This window comes from Methylibium sp. T29 (assembly GCF_000576205.1).
Taxonomy (GTDB): Bacteria; Pseudomonadota; Gammaproteobacteria; order Burkholderiales; family Burkholderiaceae_C; genus Methylibium; species Methylibium petroleiphilum.
The window spans coordinates 1-24,551 of record NZ_AZND01000036.1 but is presented as its reverse complement, the minus strand read 5'-3'; the positions used below and the strand labels follow the sequence as shown (position 1 = coordinate 24,551).

Genomic DNA, 24,551 nt, shown 5'->3' with positions numbered 1-24,551 from the left:
CGGGCGCCGCCGACGGCGCGGCGAGATGACCGCGGGTGCAGATGCCGGCGCCGCGGCACGCGTGGCCGGCGGGTCGAACAGCATGGTGAACTCGCGCACCAGGCGCCCCGACGACCAGTTCAATTCGAGGATGACGTCGACGAAGGGCTCGCCGACCGGACGATCGCCGGTCAGTCGCAGGTAGGGTCGGCCATCGGCGCGCCGCTGCAGCGTCACGTTCGCCGCCGACAGCGCTGCGTTGTAGTCGACCCCGGCCGCACGGTAGGCGTCGGGCGACGCCACCTTCACCTTCAGGCTCGAAGCCTCTTCCGGAGTGAGCGCGGTGACGTCGATCTCGGCCCGGAGCGCCTCCCCGAGTGCGGACTGAACCGACAGACGCCCCAAGCCGAGCGCCGCCGCGTCGATCGGCATCCAGGCGCAAACCGCCAGCGCTGCAACAGCGACGGCGTTCAGTGTTCTGGGTGCACGAGCCTGCCCGACGCGGTTCTTTCGTTCTTTCAAGGCGCCTCCCAAATACGAAATCCAAGCGTCGCGCGATGCGACTCGTTGTCCGCCGGTGCCGAGGCGAAACGCCGGGCAAGCCGAGCTGAAATGACTGAAATCACAATAACATCAAGCAGATACGGTGACAAGCTCATGCTCCGCGTGACGTCTTCGTGACCGTGGCGACCTGCGCACCCGAGACGGCTTCGTTGTCACTCTGCAACGTCTCGGTCCTAGGCGGTGCGCTGCCGGTCGTTCAAGCCTGCAGCAGGATGCGCAGCATACGCCGCAGCGGCTCGGCCGCACCCCACAACAACTGGTCGCCGATCGTGAACGCGCCCAGGTATTCCGGGCCCATCGCCAACTTGCGAACGCGCCCGACCGGAATGCCGAGCGTGCCTGTCACGGCCACCGGTGTCAGGTCGCGGATCGTCGCCTCGCGCGTGTTCGGCACCAGCTTGACCCAGTCGTTGTCCTGGGCGATCAGGGCCTCCACATCGGCCAGCGGCACGTCCTTCTTCAGCTTGAAGGTCAACGCCTGGCTATGGCAGCGCATGGCGCCGACACGCACACAGAAGCCGTCTACCGGGATCGCCGGCGTGCCAAAGCCTTCGCCGATGCCGAGGATCTTGTTGGTCTCGGCGCCCGCCTTCCATTCCTCGCGGCTGACGCCTGCGCCGAGGTCCTTGTCGATCCACGGGATCAACGAGCCGCCCAGCGGCACGCCGAATTGCTGGGTCGCTTCGGCCGACAGGCCACGTTGCGTGTCGATGACCTGGCGGTCGATCTCGAGGATCGCGCTCTTCGGATCGTCGAGCAGCGCACGGACCGAGGCGTTCAGCGTGCCGAACTGCGTCAACAGTTCGCGCATGTGCTGTGCGCCGCCGCCCGAGGCCGCCTGGTAGGTCATCGAGCTCATCCACTCGACGAGACCCGCCTTGTACAGCGCACCCACGCCCATCAACATGCAGCTGACCGTGCAGTTGCCGCCGACCCAGTTGCGCCCTCCCTGGGCGAGCGCGTTCTCGATGACCCGCAGGTTCACCGGGTCGAGGATGATGACGGCATCGTCCTTCATGCGCAGTGTGGAGGCGGCATCGACCCAATGGCCCTTCCAGCCTGCGGCGCGCAGCTTGGGGAAGACCTCGGTGGTGTAGTCGCCACCCTGCGCCGTGATGATGATGTCGCAGCGCTTGAGCGCCGCGATGTCGTGCGCATCCTGCAGGCGCGTCTCGTTCTTCGCCATCGCTGGCGCCGCGCCGCCAGCGTTGCTGGTGCTGAAGAACAGCGGCTCGATGAGGTCGAAGTCGTGCTCGGCGACCATGCGATCCATCAGCACGGAACCTACCATGCCGCGCCAGCCGACCAATCCTACGAGTGCCATGTGATTGCCTTTCCAGTTCGAGAGTCCGGACCCCACTTGCCCGGCTCGTGTCGCCGGGGTCCAGGAAGGTGGGGCGAGACGAACCGGAGCCTGCTAGCTCTTGGTAATGGTTTTGCCGGTGATGGCGGCCACGACCGCATCACCCATCGCGCGCGTGCCCACCTTGGTGGTGCCCTCTGACCAGATGTCGGCCGTGCGCAGGCCCGCCGCGAGCACGGCATCCACGCCGCGCTCGATGCGAGCGGCGGCTTCGGGCTGGTTGAGGGAGAAGCGAAGCATCATGGCAGCGGACAGGATTGTAGCGAGCGGATTCGCCACGCCCTTGCCCGCGATGTCGGGCGCGCTGCCGTGGCTGGGCTCATACAGGCCCTGGTTCTTTGCGTTCAGCGAGGCGCTGGGCAGCATGCCGATCGAGCCGGTCAGCATGGCAGCCTCGTCACTGAGGATGTCGCCGAACATGTTGCCGGTGACGATCACGTCGAAGGCCTTGGGCGCCTTGACCAGCTGCATCGCGGCGTTGTCGACATAGAGGTGATCGAGCTTCACGTCCGGGTACTGAGCGTGGACCTCGGTGACGATGTCCTTCCAGAACTGGAAGGTCTCCAGGACGTTGGCCTTGTCCACGCTGGTGAGCTTGCCGCCGCGCTTGCGGGCCGCCTGAAAAGCCACGTGGGCGATGCGCTCGACTTCAGGGCGGCTGTAGCGCATCGTGTCGTACGCCTCCTCGGCCCCAGGGAAGTGCCCATCGGGTGCACTGCGCCGGCCGCGCGGCTGGCCGAAGTAGATGTCGCCGGTCAGTTCGCGGATGATGAGGATGTCCAGGCCCGCCACCAGCTCGGGCTTCAGGCTCGACGCGTGCGTGAGCTGCGGGTAGCAGATGGCCGGGCGGAAGTTGGCGAAAAGCCCCAGGTGCTTGCGCAGCCCGAGGATGGCCTGCTCGGGCCGCAGCGGGCGGTCGAGCTTGTCGAACTTCCAGTCGCCGACGGCGCCGAACAGGATCGCGTCCGCGCTTTGGGCGAGCTGCAGCGTGCTCTCGGGCAGCGGATGACCCGCGGCCTCGTAGGCAGCGCCGCCCACCGGCGCAGCTTCCAGCTCGAAGCGCAGGTCCAGCACCTCCAGGACCCGGACCGCCTCGTCGACGATCTCGGGACCGATGCCGTCACCCGGCAACACGGCAATCTTCATGCTCTGCAATTCCTCTTGGTTCAGGAGGCCAGCGTGTTCGCCAGCCAGGGCTTGCGCAGCAGGCGCTCGGCCTCGTAGGCGCGGATCTTGTCCGCGTGGCGCAGCGTCAGGCCGATGTCATCCAGGCCGCCGAGCAGGCAGTGCCGACGGAACGGCTCGACGTCGAACGCCAGCTCGTCGCCGTCGGGCTTGACGACCACCTGGCGCTCCAGGTCGATCGTCAACTCGTAGCCCGGGAAGGCCGCCACCTCGTCGAACAGCCGCGCCACCTGCGCCTCGGGCAGCACGATGGGCAGCAGGCCGTTCTTGAAGCAGTTGTTGAAGAAGATGTCGGCGAAGCTCGGCGCGATCAGCGCGCGGAACCCGTACTGGTCGATGGCCCAGGGCGCGTGCTCGCGGCTGGAGCCGCAGCCGAAATTGCGGCGCGCCAGCAGCACCGAGGCGCCACGGTAGCGCGGCTGGTTCAGCACGAAGTCCGGGTTGGGTCGGCGCGACGCCGGATCCTGCCCCGGCTCGCCATGGTCGAGATAGCGCCATTCGTCGAACAGGTTCACGCCGAAGCCGCTGCGCTTGATCGACTTGAGAAACTGCTTGGGGATGATCGCGTCGGTGTCGACGTTCTCACGGTCGATCGGGGCGACCACGCCCCGGTGCAAACGGAAAGGCTGCATGGCTGTCGGTTTCAGGTGGAGGCGGTGACGGAAGCTCAGGCGGCAATGCGCCGGACGTCGACGAAATGCCCTTCCATCGCGGCGGCGGCGGCCATCGCGGGGCTCACGAGGTGCGTGCGGCCGCCGGCGCCCTGGCGACCCTCGAAGTTGCGGTTGCTGGTAGACGCGCACCGTTCTCCGGGCTCGAGGCGGTCGGCGTTCATCGCCAGGCACATCGAGCAGCCCGGCTCCCGCCATTCGAAGCCGGCCGCCTTGAACACCGCATCGAGCCCTTCGCGCTCGGCCTGCGCCTTGACCAGCCCGGAACCCGGCACGACCAGCGCCAGCTTCACGTTGCCGGCGATGCGCCCGCCGACGCGCCGCACCACCGCGGCGGCCTCGCGCAGGTCCTCAATGCGGGAGTTGGTACACGAGCCGATGAACACCTTGTCGATGCGGATGTCACCGATCGGCTTGTTCGGCTCGAGCGACATGTAGGTCAGCGCGCGCTCGATGGCGCCGCGCTTGCCAGCATCCTTCTCGCGGTCCGGATCGGGCACCCGGTCGTTGATCGAAAGCACCATCTCGGGCGAGGTGCCCCAGGTGACCTGCGGTGCGATCTGACCCGCATCGAGTTCGACCACGCGATCAAAGACGGCATCCTCGTCGGAATGCAGCGTGCGCCAGTAGGCGACCGCGTGCTCCCACTCCACACCTGACGGCGAGAACGGCCGCCCCTTCACGTACTGGATCGTCGTGTCGTCCACCGCGACCAGGCCAGCCCTCGCGCCGGCCTCGATGGCCATGTTGCACACCGTCATGCGGCCTTCCATGCTCAGCGCGCGAATCGCCGAGCCACCGAACTCGATGGTATGGCCGTTGCCGCCGGCCGTGCCGATGCGACCGATGATCGCCAGCACGATGTCCTTGGCGCTGCAGCCGGCCGGCAGCACGCCGTCCACCCGCACCAGCAGGTTCTTCGCCTTCTTGGCGAGCAGCGTCTGAGTCGCAAGCACGTGCTCGACCTCGCTGGTGCCGATGCCATGCGCCAGCGCACCGAAGGCGCCGTGGGTGCTGGTGTGCGAATCACCGCACACCACCGTCATGCCCGGCAGCGTGGCGCCCTGCTCCGGCCCGATCACGTGCACGATACCCTGGCGACGATCGTTCATCTTGAACTGCGTGATGCCGAAGCGGTCGCAGTTGGCGTCCAGCGTGTCGACCTGCAGGCGCGACACCGGGTCGGCGATGCCCCGGGATCGGTCGGTGGTCGGCACGTTGTGGTCGCTCACCGCCAGATTGGCCGAAAGTCGCCAGATCTTGCGGCCGGCGAGGTCCAAGCCTTCGAAGGCCTGCGGGCTCGTCACCTCGTGCACCAGGTGTCGGTCGATGTAGAGCACGGCGGTGCCGTCGTCCTCGGAGTGGACGACGTGTTCGTCCCACAGCTTGTCGTACAGAGTGCGTCCCATGGCCTCGATTTTAGGCGTCAACAACAAGAAACCCCGGCGCAGGGCCGGGGTTTCTCTGATTGGAGCGGACCGGCGTCAGGCGCGCTCGGCAATCGGCGTAACGTCGCGGGCCGTTGCACCGACGAACAACTGGCGTGGGCGGCCGATCTTGTACTCGGGGTCGCCGATCATCTCGTTGAGCTGCGCGATCCAGCCAACCGTGCGGGCCAATGCGAAGATGGCGGTGAACAGGCTCACCGGGATGCCGATGGCACGCTGGACGATGCCGGAGTAGAAGTCGACGTTCGGGTAGAGCTTGCGCGACACGAAGTAATCGTCTTCCAGCGCGATCTTCTCCAGTTCCATCGCCAGCTTGAACAGCGGATCGTTCTGCAGGCCCATCTCGGCGAGCACCTCGTGACAGGTCTCACGCATCAGCTTGGCGCGAGGGTCGTAGTTCTTGTAGACGCGGTGTCCGAAGCCCATCAGGCGCACGCCCGAGTTCTTGTCCTTCACCTGCTCGATGAACTTGCCGACCTTGGCCACGCCGCCCATCTTCTGGATGTCTTCCAGCATGTTCAGGCAGGCTTCGTTGGCCCCGCCGTGCGCCGGGCCCCACAGACAGGCCACGCCGGCCGCGATGGCGGCGAACGGGTTGGTGCCGGAGCTACCGCACAAACGCACAGTCGAGGTCGACGCGTTCTGCTCGTGGTCGGCGTGCAGGATGAAGATGCGGTCCATCGCGCGCACCAGCACATCGTTGGGCACGTACTCCTCACAGGGGGTACCGAACATCATCCGCATGAAGTTCGAGGTGTAGCTCAGATCGTTGCGCGGATAGATGTAGGGCTGGCCGATCGAATACTTGTAGGCCATCGCGACCAGCGTGGGCATCTTCGCGATCAGGCGGATCGCCGCGACCGCACGGTGCTCCGGGTTCTGCACGTCGGTGCTGTCGTGATAGAAGGCCGACAGTCCCCCCACCAGACCGGTCAGCACGGCCATCGGGTGGGCGTCCCGGCGGAAGCCGCGCAGGAAGAACTGCATCTGCTCGTTGACCATCGTGTGGCCGTTGACCGTCTTGACGAACTTCGCTTTCTCGGTGACGTTCGGCAGTTCGCCGTTGAGCAGCAGATAACAGGTTTCGAGGAAGTCGCAGTTCTCGGCCAGCTGTTCGATCGGGTAGCCGCGGTACAGCAGTTCACCCTTGTCGCCGTCGATGTAGGTGATGGCCGATTGGCAGGACGCCGTGCTCAGGAAGCCCGGGTCGTAGGTGAACTTGCCGGTCTGTGCGTAGAGCTTGCGGATGTCGATCACGTCCGGGCCCACGCTGCCCTTGTAGATCGGCAAATCCATGCTGGGGCTGCCGTCGGAGAACGACAGGGTGGCTTTCACGTCGGACGGTGTCATGGCAGTTCCTTGGCTAGAGACTTCGAAGGGAGACGAAACGGAGCGGGACAAGGGGCAAAGAGCGAGGGACGAAAGCGAAACAGAGCGCAGCGTGGTTTCAGGCGGGCCGCGGCGTGCGCAGTTGATCGAGCACCAGGCGAACCTCGGGGCGGTCGAGTTCAGCCTGGGGCTGCGTGCGCACCAGCAACAGGTCCAGCAGATCGTTGTCCGGCAGATCCATCAGCGCTTCCAGGCCCGTCGCTTGACGCTCGGTCAGCGTGGCCTCGTGCCGTGCGAAGAAGCGCTCGATGAACAGGTCGTTCTCGAGCAGGCCGCGGCGGCACCGCCAGCGCAGCTTGCTCAACGCAGCGGGGCTCAGCAGCGGATCATCGAGCACGTGGGCCATGCAGGTCTGCCGGGTCGGGTCAGACGGCGCGGCGCACCATCAATTCCTTGATCTTGCCGATCGCCTTGGTCGGGTTCAGGCCCTTCGGGCAGACGTCGACGCAGTTCATGATCGTGTGGCAACGGAACAGGCGATAGGGGTCCTCGAGGTTGTCGAGTCGCCCTGCGGTGTCCTGGTCACGGCTGTCGGCGATGAAGCGGTAGGCCTGGAGCAATCCGGCCGGGCCGACGAACTTGTCGGGGTTCCACCAGAAGCTCGGGCAGCTGGTCGAGCAGCTCGCGCACAGGATGCATTCGTACAGGCCGTTGAGCTCGTCGCGCTCCTCCGGCGACTGCAGACGTTCCTTCTCGGGCGGCACCTCTTCGTTGACGAGATAGGGCTTGATCGAGTTGTACTGCTTGAAGAACTGCGTCATGTCCACGATCAGGTCGCGGATTACCGGCAGCCCCGGCAGCGGCTTGAGCACCACGGTTCCCGGCAGCGTGCGCATGTTGGTCAGGCAGGCCAGACCGTTCTTGCCGTTGATGTTCATCGCGTCCGAGCCGCAAACACCCTCGCGGCACGAGCGACGGAAGCTCAGGCTCGGATCGACCGCTTTGAGCTTGTTCAACGCGTCCAGCAGCATGCGCTCGGAACCGTCGAGCTCGACCTCGAGCGTCTGCATATACGGCTTGGCGTCGGTGTCCGGGTCGTAGCGGTAAATCTGGAATGTGCGCTTGCTCATGTTTTCGCTTCCTGGGGCGCTTCGGACTGGGGTGATCAGAACGTGCGGACCTTGGGGGGGATCGACTCGACCGACATCGGCTTGAGGTTGACCGGCTTGTAGTCGAGCCGGTTGCCATCGCTGTACCAGAGGGTGTGCTTCATCCACACGGCATCGTTGCGGCCGTTCGGATGCTCGGGCGTGTCGCCGTAGTCGTTGACCGTGTGCGCGCCCCGGCTTTCCTTGCGGGCCGCGGCCGACACGATGGTGGCCTGCGCCGCCTCGATCAGGTTCTCGACTTCCAGCGCCTCGATGCGGGCGGTGTTGAAGACCTTGGACTTGTCCTTCAGCGCGATGCTCCGCACGCGCTCGGCCACCGCGGCCATCTTGGTCACGCCCTCGTCGAGCATCGCCTGGGTGCGGAACACGCCGGCGTGCTGCTGCATCGTCGTGCGGATGTCGTTGGCCACGTCCTGGGCGTACTCGCCGCTGCTGCTGCCGTCGAGGCGCGCCAGGCGTGCCAGCGTCCGATCGGCAGCATCGGCGGGCAGGGACTTGTGCAGCTTGTTCTTCTGATTGAACTCGACGATGTGGTTGCCCGCCGCGCGGCCGAACACCAGCAGGTCGAGCAACGAGTTCGTACCCAGCCGGTTGGCGCCGTGCACGCTGACGCAGGCGCACTCGCCGACCGCATAGAGCCGTTGACGATGTCGTTGGGCTTGCCGTTGTTCGGCACCACCACCTGGCCGTGAACGTTCGTCGGGATGCCACCCATCTGGTAGTGGATGGTCGGCACGACCGGGATCGGCTCCTTCGTGATGTCGACGTTCGCGAAGTTGTGGCCGATCTCGAACACGCTCGGCAGGCGCTTCATGATCGTCTCGCCGCCGAGGTGGGTCATGTCGAGCTGGATGTAGTCCTTGTTCGGACCGCAGCCGCGCCCCTCCTTGATCTCCTGGTCCATGCAGCGCGACACGAAGTCGCGCGGCGCCAGGTCCTTCAGCGTCGGCGCGTAGCGCTCCATGAAGCGCTCGCCGTTGCTGTTGCGCAGGATCGCGCCTTCGCCACGACAGCCTTCCGTCAGCAGCACGCCAGCGTTGTGCACCCCGGTCGGGTGGAACTGCCAGAACTCCATGTCCTCCAGAGGGATGCCGGCACGAGCCGCCATGCCCAGGCCGTCGCCGGTGTTGATGAAGGCGTTGGTGCTGGCCGCGAAGATGCGACCCGCCCCACCGGTGGCGAGCAGCACGGTCTTGCCTTGCAGCACGTGGACGTCACCGGTCTCCATCTCGAGCGCGGTGACGCCGACCACGTCGCCGTCAGCGTCGCGGATCAGGTCGAGCGCCATCCACTCGACGAAGAACTGCGTGCGCGCCTTGACGTTCTGCTGGTACAGCGTGTGCAGCATCGCGTGGCCGGTGCGGTCGGCCGCGGCGCAGGCGCGCTGCACCGGCTTCTCGCCGTAGTTCGCGGTGTGGCCGCCGAACGGGCGCTGGTAGATCGTGCCGTCCGGGTTGCGGTCGAACGGCATCCCGAAGTGCTCGAGCTCGTAGACGACCTTCGGCGCCTCGCGGCACATGAACTCGATCGCGTCCTGGTCGCCGAGCCAGTCGGAGCCCTTGACGGTGTCGAAGAAGTGGTAGTGCCAGTTGTCCTCGGACATGTTGCCGAGCGAGGCGCCGATGCCGCCTTGCGCCGCGACGGTGTGCGAGCGGGTCGGGAACACCTTGGACAGCACAGCCACGTTCAGGCCGGCACGAGCGAGTTGCAGCGAGGCGCGCATGCCGGAGCCACCGGCTCCGACGATGACGACGTCGAACTTGCGGGTCGGAAGCTTGGTTGTCATGGTGTCACAGCCTCCACAGCACTTGGATCGCCCAGCCGGCACAACCGACCAGCCACGAGATCGTCAACACCTGCAGCAGCAGGCGCACCCCGACCGGCTTGACGTAGTCCATCCAGATGTCGCGCACGCCGACCCAGGCGTGCCAGGCCAGCGACACGATGACGACGAAGGTCAGCACCTTCATCCACTGCGACGAGAAGATGCCGGCCCAGCGTTCGTAGCCCATCGGCGCGCCGAACAGCACCTGAGCGATCAGCACGATGGTGAAGACCGCCATCAGCGCGGCCGTGACGCGCTGGCTGAGCCAGTCGCGCAGACCGTAGTGCGCACCGACGACGATGCGCTTGGATCCGTAGTTCTGTGTCATGTTGATCGATCCGCGTTGCCTCAGATTTCTCGTTCTTCTCTTGTCAGTACCAGCCGAACAGCTTGCCCATCAGCGCCAGCGTCAGCAGCGTGCTCAGGCCCAGGGTGATCAGGGCCGAGCGGTGCCCCGCCTCCTTGCTGACGGCATGCGTCATGTCCATCCACAGATGGCGCACGCCGGCGATGAAGTGCAGCAGGTAGGCCCAGATCAGGGCCAGCGCCACCAGCTTGACGAACCAGCCCGGCACGAAGCCGATCCCGGCGACGAAGGCACTGGTGAAGGTCTCGTAGGAGATTTCGGAGCTCAGGCTGGTGTCGAACAGCCAGACGATGAAGGGCAGCAGCAGGAACATGATCGCGCCGCTGATACGGTGCAGGATCGACACGATGCCGGCGGGGGGCAGCCGGTAGCCGATGATCTGGCTGACGTGGATGTTGCGGTGGACCGGACGCGGCCGGCCTGCTTTCACGGTGGTCTCTGCCATACCCATTTACCTTGTTCTGGTCTGTGAAACTCGGCGAGTTTATTGCATTGTTGCATCGCAGCAGACGGATGCTCGCCGGCGAACATCCGACGCGCGATTCTGTTCCGTTCCGGTTCAGCTCAACTCGTTCCTATAGTGATGGAGCGTCGTGTCGTACAGCCCGCGGCGCAGTTCCACCGGCCGGTCCCCGTAGGTCAGCGTGCGCCGCTCCACGCTCAGCAGAGGTGCGCCGAGCGCCACCTGCAGCAACTCGGCCTCGACGGCCATCGCGGCCACCGCCCTCAGCTTTTCTTCGGCACGGATCATCCGAACACCGAATTCCGCTTCGAAGGTGGCGTACAACGCGCCGCGCGAATCGGCCAGCCGTTCGGCCGTGAGCCCCCTGAACAGCGCGCCGTTGAGCCAAATGTCGTCCAGCACCACCGGGCGGCCGCCGAACGACAGCAGGCGCCTGACCTGGATCACCGTCTCGCCAGCCTTCAACTCCAGCGCACGCGCGACCTCGGCCGGCGCCCGGACGCGCCGACAATCGAGGAAGCGGCGCTCCACGGCGCCGACCTTGCCCTCTGCATCGGGAACCAGACGCAGGAAGCGGTACTGCACCTGCTGCTCCGCGTGGGTCGCGACGAAGGTCCCCTTGCCCTGGCGGCGAACAACCAGGTTCTCGGTGGCGAGTTCATCGATCGCCTTGCGCACCGTCCCCTGGCTGACCTTGTAGCGTGCCGCAAGTTCGATCTCGCTCGGAATAGCCTCGCCGGGGCGCCACTCGCCGCCCTGCAGGCTGCGCGTGATCAGCGCCTTGATCTGCTGATACAGCGGACTGAAGGCCGGCCCCGACACCTCGAGCGACGTGTCTTCCGCAGACAGGGGGGGAGGCAGCGCGTTGGCCATGCGGCGGATTGCATCACAGCGCGCCCCGGATCGTCCACAAAACCGATGAAAGATGTCTTATATAAGACATAAGATTCGGCGAATCCTGCGGCAGCAGCATCGATTGCTTCTACACTCGCAGTCGTGTGCCGGTCTTCGTCACGTCTTTGACGTACGCAACCCGGCCCCCCATCTCACGACCCTACCTCCGGAGCTTCGACATGAGCAAGAAACCCGTCCGCGTGGCCGTCACCGGTGCTGCTGGCCAGATCGGCTACGCCCTGCTGTTCCGCATCGCCTCCGGCGAGATGCTGGGCAAGGACCAGCCCGTGATCCTGCAGTTGCTCGAGATCCCGGACGAGAAGGCCCAGAAGGCGCTGAAGGGCGTGATGATGGAACTGGAAGACTGCGCCTTCCCGCTGCTGGCCGGCATGGAGGCCCACGGCGACCCCATGACCGCCTTCAAGGATGCCGACTACGCGCTGCTCGTCGGCTCGCGTCCGCGCGGCCCGGGCATGGAGCGTGCCGAGCTGCTGTCGATCAACGGCGCCATTTTTACCGCGCAGGGCAAGGCGCTGAACGCCGTGGCCTCACGCAACGTCAAGGTGCTGGTGGTCGGTAACCCGGCCAACACCAACGCCTACATCGCGATGAAGGCCGCACCCGACCTGCCGCGCAAGAACTTCACCGCGATGCTGCGCCTTGACCACAACCGCGCCGCCTCGCAGATTGCCGCCAAGACCGGCAAGCCGGTGTCGTCGATCAAGCAGCTGGCCGTGTGGGGCAACCATTCGCCCACGATGTATGCCGACTACCGCTTCGCCACCATCGATGGCGCCTCGGTGAAGGACATGATCAACGACCAGGTCTGGAACAAGGACGTGTTCCTGCCGACCGTCGGCAAGCGCGGCGCGGCGATCATCGAGGCTCGTGGTCTGTCGTCGGCGGCGTCGGCAGCCAATGCGGCAATCGACCACATGCGCGACTGGGCCTGGGCACCAATGGCGCCTGGGTCACGATGGGCGTCCCGTCGAACGGCGAATACGGTATCCCGAAGGACGTGATGTTCGGCTTCCCGGTCACCTGCGCCAACGGCGAGTACAAGATCGTCGACGGCCTCGCGATCGACGCGTTCTCGCAGGAATGCATCAACAAGACCCTGGCCGAACTGCAGGGCGAACAGGACGGCGTCAAGCACCTGATCTGAGCCGGCCCGCAGCGCCGCCCCGAGAGGCCGATCCCGTTGCTCGGGTCGGCCTTTTTAATTCCGCCTCGCTGTTCCCGCATGGAGCCCTCGCGATGAGCCGCCCCCGCATCCACCCGCTGCAGGCGCTGTTCGGCGCCCACGAACACCGGCCGGATCTGCCGGTCTGCGACCACTACGCCGGCGTCGAGCCGCGCATGCGCAAGGCCCTGGCGCTGCAGGCTGACATGGCCGACACCGCGCTGTTCGACGTGACGCTCGACCTCGAGGACGGCGCCCCGGTCGGCGGCGAACCAGAGCACGCACGGCTCGCCGCGGAGTTGGTGTCGAGCGCCGCCAACCGCCACGGCCGCGTCGGGGTGCGTGTCCACCCCTACCCTCACCCGAGTTTCGCGGATGACGTGCGCAGCCTGCTGGCCGGCGCCGGCGAGCGGCTGGCCTACCTCATGATCCCGAAGGCGCAGGGCGTGGAAGAGCTGCGCGACGCCATCGCCGCCATCGAAGCGACCCGCCGCGAGCAGGGCCTGGCGCGCGCGGTCCCGGTGCATGCGCTGGTCGAAACGCACGGCGCGCTGCGCGACGTGCAGGCGATCGCGGCACTGCCGGCGATCGAATCCCTGTCCTTCGGGTTGATGGACTTCGTCTCGGCGCACCACGGCGCGATCCCTCCTTCGGCATGAGCCTGGCGGGGCAGTTCAGCCATCCGCTGGTGCTGCGTGCCAAGCTGGAGATCTCGGCTGCCTGCCACGCGGCCGGCAAGCTGCCCTCGCACTGCGTGGTCACCGAGTACAGCGACACGCAGGCCATCGCGCAGGCTGCCACGCGTGCGTCGCGCGAGCTGGGCTACGCGCGCATGTGGAGCATCCACCCCAACCAGATCCGACCCATCGTCGAGGCCTTCGCCCCGGTGCCGGCCGAGATCGAGGCGGCTCTCGACATCCTGCTGGCCGCCCAGGCCGCCGATTGGGCCCCGATCGCGCACCGCGGTCTGCTGCAAGACCGCGCGAGCTACCGCTACCACTGGCACGTGCTGGAGCGTGCCGCCCGCACCGGGCGCTCGCTGCCCGACACGGCGCGCTCGGCCTTCTTCGCCACCGCCGCGGTCTGAGCCACCCGCGGCCACACGGCGCGGCACTCAGTGCGCGCAGAGCGCCAGCACCATCGGCGTGGCGTACTCGCGGCCGACCACGGCGCGCGCATAGAGGTAGTTGTGACGAGCCTGCTCACTCAGCGCGTCGAGCTGCACGTGGCCCTGCGCGTCGCAGGGAAAGCTCAGCGCCCGGCCTTCCCTGAACAGCGACTGGAAGCGGATCTCGTAGCGGGTGACGGAGAGGGAGCTCATGCATCGGCCTCCTGCGGCTTCGACGCCCCGCGTCTCCCGGACCCTCCACCGCGTGGAGCCGACCGGCCTTGCGGACGCAGGGCTTCGTGTCTCCTCAACGCGCTCGCAGGAACAACGTTGACCCTCTCCAGAACGTAACGCAGCCGCGGGCGCCCACCCTGTCGAGTGGACGCCCGCGACACCGTCGTGCCCGGCGGCTGCCGGGTCGTTCGGGGATCAGCTCTTGGCCGGTTCGATGGTGAGCTGGTTGTCGACGCTCACCACGCCCTTGACCGCCATCGCGAGCTGGGTCGCACGTTCGCGCGAGGCGCTGTCCGGCGCCGTGCCGCGCAACGCCACCTTGCCGTCGGCGGTGTCGACATCGATCTTCAGCGCGCTCAGCTTCGGATCCTTCGCCAGTTCGGCATTGACCGTCGTGGTGATCATGGCGTCGCCGACCTTGTCGCCGACCTCGGCCGCCGCATTCTTGGTCGCCTGGGTGGCGTCCTGGGCGGCGCCCTTCACGGCGTTGGCAGCGTTGTCCATGCCGCGCTCGGCGCTGGCCTGCGCCTGATCGACCTTCTGCTCCATGCGCTGCTCGGACTGGGCCACGCCCGCGCCGCTGTCGGCCGGCGCCTGGGCCTGTTCGGTGTTGCGATTGCATCCGGCCAGCGCCAGGGCGGCCAGCAGCACGGTGGAAGCAGACATCGTGGTGAGGGTGCGTGAACTCATCTTCATCTCTATCTCCTTGAAAAGCGGGAGGGCATTGCCTGCAGCAGGGCCCGGACATCGCGAGGGGCCGAAGACACCGACTCGCGTCGTTGCGATGTAGACAGCTTAGGAACGGCGGGGCCCCTCACCATCGGCGCTCACCGCGCAGTGTTGTCGGACGATTCCCACGCCCCCGCCGCGGCATCCCGCCACGGCGGCAGGGCGCCGCGCTAGCATCGCCGGCGGCCGCCCTGCCGGGGGCGCGACGCAGAACCTCTTCCCGGCCGAGGAGAAGCTGGTGGGCAAGACGCAAGACCGCGACCGATCGATCCGGCTGCTGCTCGCCGCGTGCGCGGCGGGCTGGGTGGGCAGCGCCGCTGCCGCAACCGAGGCGTGGCCGGTGGCCGGCCGGCAGGGGATCATCCGCTCGGTGATCGTGCCGGCCGACCTGGCCGGCCAGCGGGAGGCCTATCAGCCGCAGATCGACAGCCTGTGTGCCGGTGCCGAAACCTGCTTTCTCAACTTCTACACCAACACCACCGGCGCGCCTCTGGCGGTGCCGCTGCCGGATGCGATCGCAAACGAGCCCACCGCCATCCTGAGACGTTCGGCCAAGCAGGGGGTCGACGGCTTTCGCTGGAGCTGCCGCCTGAAGAAGCCCGAACCGGACTGCTACTAGGAAGAAAAGCAGGACCGGGCCCCTGCGGGCGGGGACGCGGGGCGCAGGCCCGACAATCGGGCATGTCTCTGCCCCTCTCGAAGACGCCCCGTCCGGCGCACCTCCCCTGCCCTTCAGCCAGCTGCCGCTGGCGCCCGCCGTGCTGGCCAATCTGGAGCAGCTCGGCTACCACAGCATGACGCCGGTCCAGGCCGCCACACTGCCGATCGCACTGGCGGGCCGCGACCTGATCGCCCAGGCCAAGACCGGGAGCGGCAAGACGGCTGCCTTCGCCCTGGCCCTTCTGGCGCGGCTCGATCCGCGCCGCCTCGACGTGCAGAGCCTGGTGCTGTGCCCAACGCGCGAACTCGCCGACCAGGTGACGCAGGAACTGCGCCGCCTGGCTCGCAGTCAAGAGAACACCAAGATCCTCACGCTGTGCGGCGGCGCCACGATGCGCCCGCAACTGGCCAGCCTGCAGCACGGCGCGCACATCGTCGTCGGCACGCCAGGTCGCATCATCGACCACCTGGAGCGCGGCAGCCTCGCGCTCGCCTCGCTGAACACACTGGTGCTCGACGAAGCCGACCGCATGCTCGACATGGGCTTCTTCGACGACATCGCTGCCGTCGCCCGCCATTGCCCACCGCAGCGCCAGACGCTGCTGTTCTCGGCCACCTACCCGGACGGCATCGCCCGGCTGAGCGCGCAGTTCCTGCGCCAGCCCGAGCATGTCCGGCTCGAATCGCAGCACGACGCAGGCAAGATCCGCCAGCGCTTCTACGAGGTGACGGAAGAGCAGCGCCTGCACGCGGTCGGACTGCTGCTCGACCACTTCCGCCCCGCCAGCACGCTGGCGTTCTGCAACACCAAACAGCAGTGTCGCGACCTGGTGGCCGTGCTGAGCGCGCAAGGCGTGCAGGCGCTGGCGCTGCACGGCGATCTGGAGCAGCGCGAACGGGACCAGGTGCTGATGCAGTTCGCGAACCGCAGCTGTTCGGTGCTGGTGGCCACCGACGTCGCCGCGCGCGGCCTCGATGTCGAACAACTCGAAGCGGTCGTCAACGTCGACATCTCGCCCGACCCGGAAGTGCACATCCACCGCATCGGCCGTACCGGCCGTGCCGATCAGGCCGGGTGGGCGCTCAGCCTGTCGACGCTCGACGAAATGCCCAGCGTGGCGAAGATCGATCAGTTACAGGACCGGGAATCGGAATGGCACCCGCTGAGCGAACTCACGCCGTCCGGCGCCGGGCCCCTGGTGCCTCCGATGGTCACGCTGCAGATTCTGGGCGGCCGCAAGGAGAAGATCCGTCCTGGCGACGTGCTGGGCGCGTTGACCGGCGACGCCGGCCTGGCCGCTGCCCAGATCGGCAAGATCAACGTCACCGAATTCTCGACCTACGTGGCCGTCGAGCGCAGCATCGCCAAGGAGGCGCTGCGCAAGCTCGACGGCGGCCGGGTCAAGGGCAAGAAGATCAAGGCACGCAGCCTTCAGGCATGAGCCCGGCGGGCGGACGGCGTCCGGACCGCGTCTTCAAAGCGACGGGTCGGCCTGGGCACGGGACGCAACGCATTCGATTCGGGATCGGACCGCTCGGCGGCCGACGTCGGCGGGTTCATCGCGACCAGGCGCATCATCTTGCTGTGCGGTGCGTCCCAGTAATCGGCCGAGTGCGGGACGAACTTCAACAGCACCAGGTAGGGTGATTCGGGGCCCTCGAGGAACCAGGGCTTCGCATAGGGCGTCCACAGTCGCTTCACGTGCTCCCGGTCGCGAACCACCTCGCCGTGACCGGAGATGGACACGTAGATCGAGTTCGCTTCGTTGGAGAAGCTGAGGTTCAGAGGGATCAGCCGCTCCGTCTTCTCCGAACGCACATCGGTGAAGAACCACAGCGCGCCGTCGCCGTCCATCTCCAGCGGCGTCATCGGCCGGCTCACCAGCGAACCGTCGCGTTCGACGCCGCTGAGCATCGCGATCGACATGCCGTCGATCAGGCTCGCCAATTGGTTCAGGTCGGCCGTTTCTTGTGTTTCGATGTTCATGGACCACTCCTTGCGTTGGGGTGCATTCATGGTCGCCCCGGGCCGGGGCGCGAACTATCGGCGAGGGCCGCTCCTGCGCGTCGGCCGCGTCCTACAGCGGCGGCCGACGGCAGGGGCCGCGTCACGTCAGGGCGTCGTCGTCAGTTCGGTCGCTGCTGGCGTGTCGTCGTCCGACTGAACCACGAGGGCCTTCACGTCGTCGGGTGTCGCGCTGGCCGGCAGGCTGAGCACCAACCAGTCGGCGTTGACGTTCAACGTCACCGGTGCATTGAAGATCACGTTCTTCGTGCCGGCGTTGGTGATGCGCATCTGGTAGGTACCGCCGGGCAGATCGACAGAGTCGGAGCCCGAGGCCGGACTCGCTGCCTTGTAGGCCACCGCCGGGAAGGTGGGCGACACGCCGGCCAGATCGGTGCCGGGTGCGTTGAGATAGACGTCGATGCTGCCGGCGTTGAACGAGGCATTGAACACGCGCACGCGGGCGTTGTCCGCGGTCAGGCCCTTGTTGTACGGGTCGTCGATCAGCACCATCTCGGTCACCGAAGAACTCGGCACCGCGAGCAGGCTGTACTTGTTGCCGCGCTTGGCATCGAAGGTGACCGCACCGACATCGAGCGAACCGGTCGATGTCTTCACCGACCAGGTCGCGTCGCCGGAATCGACGTCGAAGTACTTCGATGCGAACAGGTAGGGCACATCGGTCGCGTCGGACTGCGCGTTGGCGCCGCGGAACAGCGTGACGTCCGGGCCGGCCGGAATGGCATGGACGAACCGGACCTTCGGGTCGGCGATGTCGAGCCGGTCGTCGAGGTCGTCGTCGCCGCCACCGCAAGCGGCGAGCAGGGCGATGGGCGCGAGCGCCAGCAGGAACTTCATGGAATGCTTCATCGGTCTTGCCTCTCGAAGGGTTGCTGAGTGATCGCCCGGGCCTGGCGGCCGGTGAGGCGAGTCCGTCTTGCGAACCCTTGAAAGGTAGGAGCGAAGCCTGCGGGCTTCTGTCGGCCGATGCGGCGCCTGCACGTAGGGCGCCCCGCAAGAGAGTGTCGGACAACGCGCTTTGTCTTTTGACATGCTCCGCCGGACCGCGCGGCCGACGCAACGCTAGCGGTCAGGCGGTGGACACCGCGCCTCAGTCGAGGAACACACTGCGCACGACACGCCACTCCTGCGGTCCCGTGCTGCTGCGCGAACACCCCAGGGCCTCGGGCTCGCCGGCGGGTGCGAGATCGCTGCGCGAGCGGTCGCCGGTCCCGGTGCCCATGTGGTAGCGATCCAGCCACACGCGCAGCCGGCGCGTGGGGTGCGTGTTCCTGACGAGAATCTGCACACCGTTTCGAGAGACACACTGCGCGGTGAAGTCTTCGACGAAGGCCACGTAGGCCCTCGCGTCTTCCTCCGCGCCCGCCGTGCCGGGCAGCGCGGTGCCGCACAGCGCCAGCACGATAGCCCATCCTGCGGTGAGTCGCTCACGTCGCACGTTGCTGCTCCTGTATGGATGACCGGCCTTGATGTCGACCGCCGCAAATGATGACACGCGCCGCGCACTCAAGCGGACGCAGCGGATCAACGCTTCAGCTTGCGGTAGGCGCGGTCCGCTTCCGGCCCGCGATCGGTGTCCTTCAAACCGCGAGCCAGATCGCGATGGGCCTGCCGCATGCTCTCGCTGGGCTCGCCGCCGGTCATGTCGCTGGATTCGTCGCGTTCGTGTGGCAGCGATGGACGCGGGCTCGGCTTCGGCGCGGGCGGCCGGGACCGGGAGGAGGATGCGGCGCGTGTGCTCATGGGACTCTCCTTGCTCGAGGGGACGCCTTGCGCTCAGCCTGGCGCACGGCGATAGCGACGCGTCAGCTCGGTGCTGACGACGCAGACGGTCAGCCAGGCCAGGCCGGAAGCGAAGCCGGCCAGCACGTCGCTGGCGAAATGCACCTGCAGGAAGATGCGGCTGCATCCGGTCGTGAAGGCGATCGCGGTGGCCAGAAGCAGCGCCGGCAGATGCCACACCGGCGGCAGGCGCCGCATCGCGACGTAGGCGAGCATGCCGTAAGCGACTACCGCACCGGAGCTGTGGCCACTGGGGAAGCTCCACCCCAGTTCGTGCACCAGGCCGTGTTCGTGCAGTGGCCGCACGCGCTCGACGATGCCCTTCAGGGTGGTGTTCAGGACGCCGTTGCCGGCGATCGCGATCACCCAGGCCAGCGCCAGCCAGCGTTTGCGGACGACCCACAGCCACACCGCCACCACGGTGCAAAGCACGGAGAGCGTCGCCGTGTCGCCGAAGCGGGTCAGAAGCGAGAAGACCCGCAGGGTCGCGAGCGAGACGCTGTCCCGCAGCGTGTCGGAAAAGGCCGTGTCGAGCATCCCCAATTCCTCGTCGATGCCGATCTCGTCAGCCGTGCCGGCGAAGATGGCGGCGGACACCACGACGATCACGAAGCCCAGGCCGAGGTTCAGCGCCAGGAAGCCGCTCGGCGGCAACGGGCTCTCCAGCCGCGGCAGCACATGGCGCCGTGTCAGCCACCAGGCCGAGGCGACGAACAACAGCAGGCAAGCCAGCGCAAACACGAAGCTGGGTACGGCCCGCTCGCCCACCGCGGTGACCAGTGCGAGAACGCGGGCCTCATCCATCGCTGCCAACCTCGAAGCCGAGGCGGTGCATCGACACCGGTTCGAAACGCTGCGACGCCGCGCGGTAATCCCAGCGCTCGACCAGCGCCTCGCGGCGCGGCCCCACACGGCCTCGCGAACGGACCAGGTTGACCGAGTTGCCGGCCTCGTCACGCACCCGCCGCGACACCGCGGTGCCCGCCTGCACCGCCCACAGTGGTCGCGCCAGCGCCTCGAAGCGCTCGTGCAGCGGCAGCACGAAGGGCAGATGGATGTGGCCGCCGAGCACCAGGTCCGCCCCGGCCTGAGACCAGGCGCGCGCCGCCTCGGCGCCGCGGTGCAATCGGTTCGGTTCGTCCTCCTCGCGCGTCACCGCCAGCGGCTGGTGCACGACCACCACCCGCAGTTGGCCCGGTTGCGCGGCGTGCAGCTGCGCCGCCACGCGCTCCACCTGCGCGTCCGACACCTCGCCATCCTTGTGGCGCCAGGGCCGGGTGGTGTTGACGGTGAGCAGCAGCAGGTCGGGCCACGCGGCCATCGGTTCGAGCTCGGCACCGAAAGCCTGGCGGTGGTTGGCATACGGCGCGAACAGCCGGGCGAGCGGGTTGAACAGCGGGATGTCGTGGTTGCCGGGGATCACCAGCGTGACCGGGGTACCCAGGCGATCGACGAAGGCCCGCGCCGCACGGAACTGCGCGCGGCTGGCCCGTTGGGTGATGTCGCCCGACAGCACGGCCACGTCGGGCGCCTGCTCGCGCACCAGCTGCAGCAGCGCCTCGACCACCGCGGGCTGCTCGGTGCCGAAGTGCGGATCGGAGATCTGGATCGCCAGGGTCATTGCGGCTCCGGCTTGAGCAACCACAGCGGCTGCGGAGCGACTCGGAACACCAGTGGCGTGGCCAGCCAGGCGATCTCGCCGTCGGTCGCCACCTTGATACGCCGCCCCGCGCGGCCCCGCAGCGCCGGCTGCACCGTGATCCGCGCGAACGGGAAGCTCGACACCTTGTCGGCGTCCCCGAGCTGACCGAACGCGCCCCGCAGCAGCAGCCACAGCATCTCGAGCCGGCCCACAGGCCGCAGCGCGATCGCCGCGAGCCGGCCCTGTTCGAGCAGCGGCGCCTCGCGGATGCCGATCTGCTCGAGCTGCAGGCGGTTGTTGCCGATGAACAGCGTCGACGTTCGCAGCTCGCAGGCCTGCAGATCGCCGTCCTGCTCGAGATGGAGGCGCAACCGCCGGTGCCCGCGCAGCAGCGTCATGACGCCCGACCACAACGCCACCAGGCGGCTGCGTCCGTACTGCTGCTTGTAGGCCTCGCGGTCCTCGAGCAGCTTCGGGTAGAGCCCGAGGCTGGCGTTCACGAGGAACACGCGGTCGTTGACCAGCCCCACCTGCACCGGCTGCGCCTCGGCCGTCAGCAGCAATCGGGTGCCCTCTTCCGTCGTGGCCGGCAGCCCGTGGGTGCGACTGAAGTAGTTGAAGGTGCCCTGCGGCAGCACCCCGAAGGCGCAGCCGCTGCCCAGAACCGCCTGTGCCACCGCATTGATCGTGCCGTCGCCACCGGCGGCGACCACGATGCCGCCACGCGCACGCGCGCGACCGACCACATTGCGCGCGATGTCGTGCAGCCGCGCCGGCTCGTCGACCACCGTCAGTTCGTGCTCCCGCCCCGCCTCGCTCAGCACACGCTCGATCGTCGCGCGCGTGGCGTTGGCGTCGTCGCTGCCGGAACCGACGTTGAGCACCACGAAGATCGGCGCGTCGGAGTCGGGCTCGGGAGGGTCGGTAGGCATGGTCGGTGGGCGTGCGGCACGAAGACCGCATCAGACCATGCACCCCGGCCGCAAGCCATAGTCCGCGGACCGACCGCACGGTAGGAACTTGCCTACGCTCGTACTCCGGACATCCACTCGACGAGGCGGGCGCGCCGACGCCGGCGCGCGGGCCCCTAGCGTCGGGCCTTGCCGGAACCGAACAGGCCGCGCAGCAGGCCGGGCTCCGAACGGGCGGCCGGGTTGGTGCGAGTGACCATCAGGCTGGAGGTCAGGTAGAGCGCATTGAGCAGGCGCGCGGCCCGCTCGACGTTCATGCCGGGGAAGCGCGCTACGTCGCGCATCGAGACCGATTCCTTGCGCAGTCGCTCGATGGCCGAGCCGAGGGCGCCCGGCGCATTCAGGTTCTCGATCGCCGAGCGATCGACCACGCGGTAGGCTGCCGTGCCGCCGATCTCGCTGAGCAGGGTGCGTCGCGGACCGTTCAGAGCCATGGTCCAGAGCAGCGGAGCCAGGGGGCGGTAGCAATCCGCCTGACCCACCCGCTCATGCATCCAGTGACCCGGTGGCCTCACGCCCGGCGGCTCGACGGTCAGCACGCGCAGCTCGGCCAAGCCCTCTGCAGACGCGCCGGTCATGTCGCGCGGCGAGTGGTAGAGGCGCTCGTCGGGGAACACGGTGATGGGCCACACCAGCTGCTCGTGCTGCAGGCAGAGCAATGCCGGCTCCCGGTGCCGTATGCAGGCGGCGATCACCTCGAGGATGTCGCCCTCCTGCAGGTCCTCCTCGATCTGCCGCAGGTCAGCCATCAGCGTGCTGGGCAGCAGCGTCGGCCCGCCCGCCAGACGCATGAAGCCGCTGGTGCCGGTTTCCGCCCGCACGCGCTCGAACGCACTGATGCGCCACAACGTGGACGCCGCAAAGTCACGCATCGCTTCCCGCATCACTCTCTCCCTGAACTGCTGGCCGGTGGCCTATGAATACATCATGAACGACGATGGCGACAAGTCGTCGCTGCGGCGGACCCCGCAATCGAGGGGAATTGTGGTCCGGGGCAGCCCCACCGGCGGGCTCACGCCAACACCTCTGCGGCGTCCTCTGCCTCTTCGCCCAGGAAGCCCCCACTCTGGTGCGTCCACAATCGCGCATACAGCCCACCTCGCGCGAGCAGGCTGCGGTGGTCGCCCTGCTCGACGATGCGGCCGCGGTCCAGCACGACCAGCCGGTCCATCGCCGCGATCGTGCTGAGCCGGTGGGCGATGGCGACAACCGTCTTGCCCTCCATCAGCCGGTACAGGCTGGCCTGGATGGCCGCCTCGACCTCCGAGTCGAGCGCGCTGGTGGCCTCGTCGAGCAGCAGGATCGGTGCGTCCTTCAGCATCACGCGCGCGATCGCGATGCGCTGCCGCTGGCCGCCCGAGAGCTTGACGCCGCGTTCGCCAACATGGGCGTCGTACCCGGTCCGTTGCTTCGGGTCGGTCAGGCCCTGGATGAACTCGTGTGCCTCGGCCCGTCGGGCGGCGAGCACCATGTCGGCATCGGTCGCGTCGGGCCGGCCGTAGAGGATGTTGTCCCGCACCGAGCGGTGCAGCAGCGAGGTGTCCTGCGTGACCATGCCGACCTGCTCGCGCAGGCTGTTCTGTGTCACCCCGGCGATGTCCTGGCCGTCGATCAGCACGCGGCCTCGTTCGATGTCGTAGAAGCGCAGCAGCAGGTTGATGAGGGTGGACTTGCCGGCACCGGACCGGCCGACCAAGCCGATCTTCTCGCCCGCCCGGATGTCCAGCGACAGGTTCTCCACCACCATCCGCTCGCCGCCGTAGCCGAAGCTCACGTCCTCGAAACGGATCTCGCCGCGGCTTACCTGCAGCGGCCGTGCGTCCGCCCGGTCGACCACCGCATGGGGTCGCGACAACGTGTTCATGCCGTCCTGAACCGTGCCGATGTGCTCGAACAGCGCCGCCATCTCCCACATCACCCAGTGCGAGATGCCGTTGAGCCGCAGCGACATCGCGGTCGCCGCCGCCAGCGCGCCCACCCCCACCTGCCCTTGCGTCCAGAGCCACAGCGTCGCACCGGCCGTGCTCAGGATCAGCAGCATGCTCAGCGAGTGGTTGACGATCTCGAAGCCGGTGACCAGCCGCATCTGCGCCTGCACGGTCTGCAGGAACTCCTGCATCGCGCCGCGTGCGTAGCCGGCCTCCCGCCCGGCATGCGAGAACAGCTTGACGGTGGCGATGTTCGTGTAGGCATCGGTGATGCGCCCGGTCATCAGCGAGCGCGCATCGGCCTGCGACTGCGCCACACGCGCCAGCCGGGGCACGAAATGCCGCAGAGCCAGCGTGTAGAGCGCCACCCAGCCCAGGAAGGGCAGCAGCAGCCATGCATCGAAGCCGCCCAGCACCAGCAGCAGCGTGACGAAGTAGATCACCACGAACACCAGCAGCTCGGCCAGGATCATCCAGGTGTCGCGCACCGCCAGCGCCGTCTGCATCACCTTGGTGGCCACCCGGCCGGCGAACTCGTCCTGGTAGAAGCCCATGCTCTGGCCGAGCATCAGCCGGTGGAAGTTCCAGCGCAGCAGCATCGGGAAGTTGCCGGCCAGCGCCTGCTGCTTGATCAGCGATTGCAGCGCGATCAGCAGCGTGCTACCCGCCAGCACCGCCGCCAGCAGCATCAGTGTGCCGCCCTGCTCGGCCCACAGACGCGCGGGCGCCACCGCGGCCAACCAGTCGACGATGCGGCCGAGCATGCTGAACAGCAGTGCCTCGAACGCCCCGATGCCGGCGGTCAACAAGGTCATCGCCAGCAGCCAGGGCCGCAGCCCGCGCGTGCTGTGCCACAGGAAAGGCAGCAGCCCCTTGGGCGGCGGCGTGGGCGCCGCGTCTGGGTAAGGATGGAGCAGCTTCTCGAACGCGCCGAACACGCAGGGTCTCCGTGGTGGATGGGGCCCGCACCGGAGCCAGGCGGCGAGGTTAGCCGATGGCAATGGCCCTGCCCCCATGCCAGCGTCGACAGG

The 24,551-nt window shown here is 67.6% G+C and carries 23 protein-coding genes and 4 pseudogenes; 4 read left to right on the top strand and 23 right to left on the bottom strand.

What is annotated here, in order from left to right; genetic code table 11:
* The 12 genes and pseudogenes from x551_RS07165 to x551_RS07110 all read right to left on the bottom strand — a co-directional run.
* Positions 1-411: pseudogene (locus x551_RS07165) on the bottom strand (hypothetical protein); the annotation flags it as partial.
* Positions 412-739: 328 nt separating this feature from the next.
* Positions 740-1,867: an aspartate-semialdehyde dehydrogenase gene (asd, locus tag x551_RS07160; protein ID WP_036232179.1), complete on the bottom strand. Its 1,128-nt coding sequence runs from the start codon at positions 1,865-1,867 to the stop codon at positions 740-742.
* A gap of 93 nt (positions 1,868-1,960) precedes the next feature.
* Positions 1,961-3,052 (bottom strand): 3-isopropylmalate dehydrogenase, encoded by a 1,092-nt coding sequence (gene leuB, locus x551_RS07155; protein WP_011829755.1) that lies wholly within the window; start codon positions 3,050-3,052, stop codon positions 1,961-1,963.
* A gap of 20 nt (positions 3,053-3,072) precedes the next feature.
* A complete protein-coding gene (gene leuD, locus x551_RS07150; protein WP_011829756.1) occupies positions 3,073-3,723 on the bottom strand; it encodes a 3-isopropylmalate dehydratase small subunit in 651 nt (216 codons plus the stop codon).
* A gap of 35 nt (positions 3,724-3,758) precedes the next feature.
* Positions 3,759-5,171, bottom strand: coding sequence for a 3-isopropylmalate dehydratase large subunit (leuC, locus tag x551_RS07145; RefSeq protein WP_036232181.1), 1,413 nt, complete (start codon positions 5,169-5,171; stop codon positions 3,759-3,761).
* A 75-nt stretch (positions 5,172-5,246) separates the two neighbouring features.
* Entirely contained in the window at positions 5,247-6,560 is a 1,314-nt protein-coding gene (locus x551_RS07140; RefSeq protein WP_036232183.1) for a citrate synthase, read from the bottom strand.
* 97 nt (positions 6,561-6,657) lie between these two features.
* Positions 6,658-6,945: a succinate dehydrogenase assembly factor 2 gene (locus tag x551_RS07135; protein WP_011829759.1), complete on the bottom strand. Its 288-nt coding sequence runs from the start codon at positions 6,943-6,945 to the stop codon at positions 6,658-6,660.
* A gap of 19 nt (positions 6,946-6,964) precedes the next feature.
* Positions 6,965-7,669 (bottom strand): succinate dehydrogenase iron-sulfur subunit, encoded by a 705-nt coding sequence (locus x551_RS07130; RefSeq protein ID WP_011829760.1) that lies wholly within the window; start codon positions 7,667-7,669, stop codon positions 6,965-6,967.
* A gap of 35 nt (positions 7,670-7,704) precedes the next feature.
* Positions 7,705-9,494, bottom strand: a pseudogene (gene sdhA / locus x551_RS07125) (succinate dehydrogenase flavoprotein subunit).
* Between the two features lie 4 nt (positions 9,495-9,498).
* Positions 9,499-9,861, bottom strand: a complete 363-nt coding sequence (gene sdhD / locus x551_RS07120; RefSeq protein WP_036232185.1) for a succinate dehydrogenase, hydrophobic membrane anchor protein — start codon at positions 9,859-9,861, stop codon at positions 9,499-9,501.
* A gap of 43 nt (positions 9,862-9,904) precedes the next feature.
* Positions 9,905-10,345, bottom strand: coding sequence for a succinate dehydrogenase, cytochrome b556 subunit (gene sdhC, locus x551_RS07115; protein WP_036232187.1), 441 nt, complete (start codon positions 10,343-10,345; stop codon positions 9,905-9,907).
* Positions 10,346-10,459: 114 nt separating this feature from the next.
* On the bottom strand, positions 10,460-11,236 hold the full coding sequence (locus x551_RS07110; RefSeq protein ID WP_011829764.1) for a GntR family transcriptional regulator: 777 nt from the start codon (positions 11,234-11,236) through the stop codon (positions 10,460-10,462).
* A gap of 200 nt (positions 11,237-11,436) precedes the next feature.
* On the opposite strand from x551_RS07110, the pseudogene x551_RS07105 reads away from it, so the two are divergent.
* Both x551_RS07105 and x551_RS07100 read left to right on the top strand, forming a co-directional pair.
* A pseudogene (locus x551_RS07105) lies at positions 11,437-12,422 on the top strand (malate dehydrogenase).
* A 92-nt stretch (positions 12,423-12,514) separates the two neighbouring features.
* Positions 12,515-13,527, top strand: a pseudogene (locus x551_RS07100) (aldolase/citrate lyase family protein).
* A gap of 27 nt (positions 13,528-13,554) precedes the next feature.
* On the opposite strand, the gene x551_RS07095 reads toward x551_RS07100, so the two are convergent.
* Both x551_RS07095 and x551_RS07090 read right to left on the bottom strand, forming a co-directional pair.
* Complete coding sequence (locus x551_RS07095) at positions 13,555-13,761, bottom strand: hypothetical protein (RefSeq protein ID WP_036232189.1); 207 nt, start codon at positions 13,759-13,761, stop codon at positions 13,555-13,557.
* A 216-nt stretch (positions 13,762-13,977) separates the two neighbouring features.
* The gene (locus tag x551_RS07090; protein ID WP_036232201.1) at positions 13,978-14,472 is read right to left on the bottom strand and encodes a BON domain-containing protein; all 495 of its coding nucleotides are present in this window, start codon (positions 14,470-14,472) and stop codon (positions 13,978-13,980) included.
* 277 nt (positions 14,473-14,749) lie between these two features.
* Here x551_RS07090 and x551_RS07085 point away from each other — a divergent pair, with 277 nt between their 5' ends.
* Together x551_RS07085 and dbpA are read left to right on the top strand one after the other, a co-directional pair.
* Entirely contained in the window at positions 14,750-15,130 is a 381-nt protein-coding gene (locus x551_RS07085) for a hypothetical protein (RefSeq protein ID WP_051495695.1), read from the top strand.
* 106 nt (positions 15,131-15,236) lie between these two features.
* The gene (gene dbpA / locus x551_RS07080; RefSeq protein ID WP_036247975.1) at positions 15,237-16,613 is read left to right on the top strand and encodes an ATP-dependent RNA helicase DbpA; all 1,377 of its coding nucleotides are present in this window, start codon (positions 15,237-15,239) and stop codon (positions 16,611-16,613) included.
* Here dbpA and x551_RS07075 read toward each other — a convergent pair.
* The 9 genes from x551_RS07075 to x551_RS07040 form a co-directional block, all read right to left on the bottom strand.
* Positions 16,604-17,158, bottom strand: a complete 555-nt coding sequence (locus tag x551_RS07075; protein ID WP_231497627.1) for a pyridoxamine 5'-phosphate oxidase family protein — start codon at positions 17,156-17,158, stop codon at positions 16,604-16,606. The genes dbpA and x551_RS07075 overlap by 10 nt on opposite strands.
* 126 nt (positions 17,159-17,284) lie before the next feature.
* Positions 17,285-18,034, bottom strand: a complete 750-nt coding sequence (locus x551_RS07070) for a DUF4397 domain-containing protein (protein WP_197028771.1) — start codon at positions 18,032-18,034, stop codon at positions 17,285-17,287.
* 253 nt (positions 18,035-18,287) lie between these two features.
* The gene (locus tag x551_RS07065; protein ID WP_231497628.1) at positions 18,288-18,599 is read right to left on the bottom strand and encodes a hypothetical protein; all 312 of its coding nucleotides are present in this window, start codon (positions 18,597-18,599) and stop codon (positions 18,288-18,290) included.
* A gap of 122 nt (positions 18,600-18,721) precedes the next feature.
* Positions 18,722-18,940 carry a hypothetical protein gene (locus tag x551_RS26145; RefSeq protein WP_129451615.1) on the bottom strand — a complete coding sequence of 73 codons (219 nt, stop codon included), beginning with the start codon at positions 18,938-18,940 and terminating at the stop codon, positions 18,722-18,724.
* Positions 18,941-18,973: 33 nt separating this feature from the next.
* Positions 18,974-19,783 carry a phosphatase PAP2 family protein gene (locus tag x551_RS07060; RefSeq protein WP_036232192.1) on the bottom strand — a complete coding sequence of 270 codons (810 nt, stop codon included), beginning with the start codon at positions 19,781-19,783 and terminating at the stop codon, positions 18,974-18,976.
* Positions 19,776-20,600: a metallophosphoesterase family protein gene (locus x551_RS07055; RefSeq protein ID WP_036232194.1), complete on the bottom strand. Its 825-nt coding sequence runs from the start codon at positions 20,598-20,600 to the stop codon at positions 19,776-19,778. Before x551_RS07055 ends, x551_RS07060 begins: the two co-directional genes overlap by 8 nt.
* Complete coding sequence (locus tag x551_RS07050; RefSeq protein ID WP_036232195.1) at positions 20,597-21,553, bottom strand: diacylglycerol kinase family protein; 957 nt, start codon at positions 21,551-21,553, stop codon at positions 20,597-20,599. Before x551_RS07050 ends, x551_RS07055 begins: the two co-directional genes overlap by 4 nt.
* Before the next feature lie 155 nt (positions 21,554-21,708).
* A complete protein-coding gene (locus tag x551_RS07045; RefSeq protein WP_148211046.1) occupies positions 21,709-22,464 on the bottom strand; it encodes a hypothetical protein in 756 nt (251 codons plus the stop codon).
* A 140-nt stretch (positions 22,465-22,604) separates the two neighbouring features.
* Entirely contained in the window at positions 22,605-24,458 is a 1,854-nt protein-coding gene (locus x551_RS07040; protein WP_036232198.1) for an ABC transporter ATP-binding protein, read from the bottom strand.
* Positions 24,459-24,551 lie beyond the last annotated feature (93 nt).